This is a genomic window from Burkholderia sp. AU31624 (assembly GCF_020420065.1).
Lineage (GTDB): Bacteria > Pseudomonadota > Gammaproteobacteria > Burkholderiales > Burkholderiaceae > Burkholderia.
The window spans coordinates 1-1,274 of the sequence record NZ_JAIZRT010000023.1 but is presented as its reverse complement, the minus strand read 5'-3'; the positions used below and the strand labels follow the sequence as shown (position 1 = coordinate 1,274).

At 59.3% G+C, this 1,274-nt stretch carries 1 protein-coding gene; it reads right to left on the bottom strand.

The features are described 5' to 3' along the window. Positions 1-36: 36 nt before the first annotated feature. Positions 37-1,259, bottom strand: a protein-coding gene (locus LGM89_RS37015) for an IS3 family transposase (protein WP_226208209.1) whose coding sequence is annotated in 2 segments (ribosomal slippage) — positions 37-891 and positions 894-1,259 — 1,221 coding nt in all. Because the reading frame shifts where the segments join, the coding sequence is not laid out codon by codon here. Positions 1,260-1,274 lie beyond the last annotated feature (15 nt).

The window sequence follows — 1,274 nt, the reverse complement described above, 5'->3', positions numbered from 1 at the left end:
TGTCAAGTCCTGGAATAGGTTGACAGTATCCAGGCGCTAGAACGCCCGATGCACCGCATCGGGCGTTTTGTATTTCAGAGCCGTATGCGGTCGCTCATGGTTGTAGATGTGCACCGACTGTTCGACCATCTTGGCAGCCTGCTCAAGGTCAACAGGACGTTGCAACAGGAACTCATCCTTGAGGATGCCGTTGACCCGCTCGGCCAGCGCGTTCTGATAGCAGTCATACCCGTCAGTCATCGAACAGCGCAAGCCGTGACGTCGATGGATGTCCTGATAGTAGGTCGAGCAGTATTGCACCCCGCGATCGGAGTGGTGGATCAACGGCTGCCCGCTCCGACGCCTGCGCAACGCCTTCTTGAGCGCCTGACTGACCTGCTCGGTTTGCAGGCTATCGTGAACGTGATGGCCAACGATCTTGCGCGAGAATGCATCCGTGACGAGACTCAAATATACAAACGGGCCAGCCGTCGGCAGGTACGTGATGTCGGCCACCCATACCTGCTCTGGGCCGGTCGGCACGATCTGATCTGGTCCCGGTTTCAGCAAATTCGGATGGCGTCGGAAGCGATGATGGCTTTGCGTTGTCTTGTGGTACGCCCGGCGGGGCACGACGAGCAGGCGCGCGGCGCGCAGTGCATCGAACAGTCGATCTCGCCCCAACTTGATGCCGCGCTCGACCAACGCTGGCCCGAGCAGATGATGCAGTTTTCGTGTCCCAAGTCGGGGCTGACGCAGCCGTACATCCCGCACTAGTGTCGTCACGATCTCGGCCTGCGAGCAGCGACGTTCCTCACTTTGGAAACGCTTGTAATACGCTTGGCGACTGATACCCATGTATCGGCAGGCTCGCTCGACGCTCAGCTTTTTGATCCGCCTTTGCGCGACGACCTGCCCGAAGGCTTTTTTACGGTGATTCCGTAGTCCTTACGCATCACGTCGAGCACGGCCTCAAACAGCGCCGCTTTCTCTTGCGCCTCTCGCAACTGCGTCTCCAACTCCTTGATGCGCTGCTCCGGTGTGGGCGGCTTTGAGTCTGGCTTTGGCATGGTGGAACCTGATCGCGCACGGCCGGATGGATCAGCCCAGTCCTGCAAGCCGTGCTTACGTAACCATACCAGCACGGTTGAGCGGCCCTGGATACCGTAGCGCTGCTGCGCCTCTTTGTACGTCAGCTCGCCCTTTTCGACCTGGGCCACCACCGACAGCTTAAAAGCCAGACTGTAGTCCCGCTGCGTCCGCTTGATCCCTTGCTCCATTTGGCACCTCTTCGC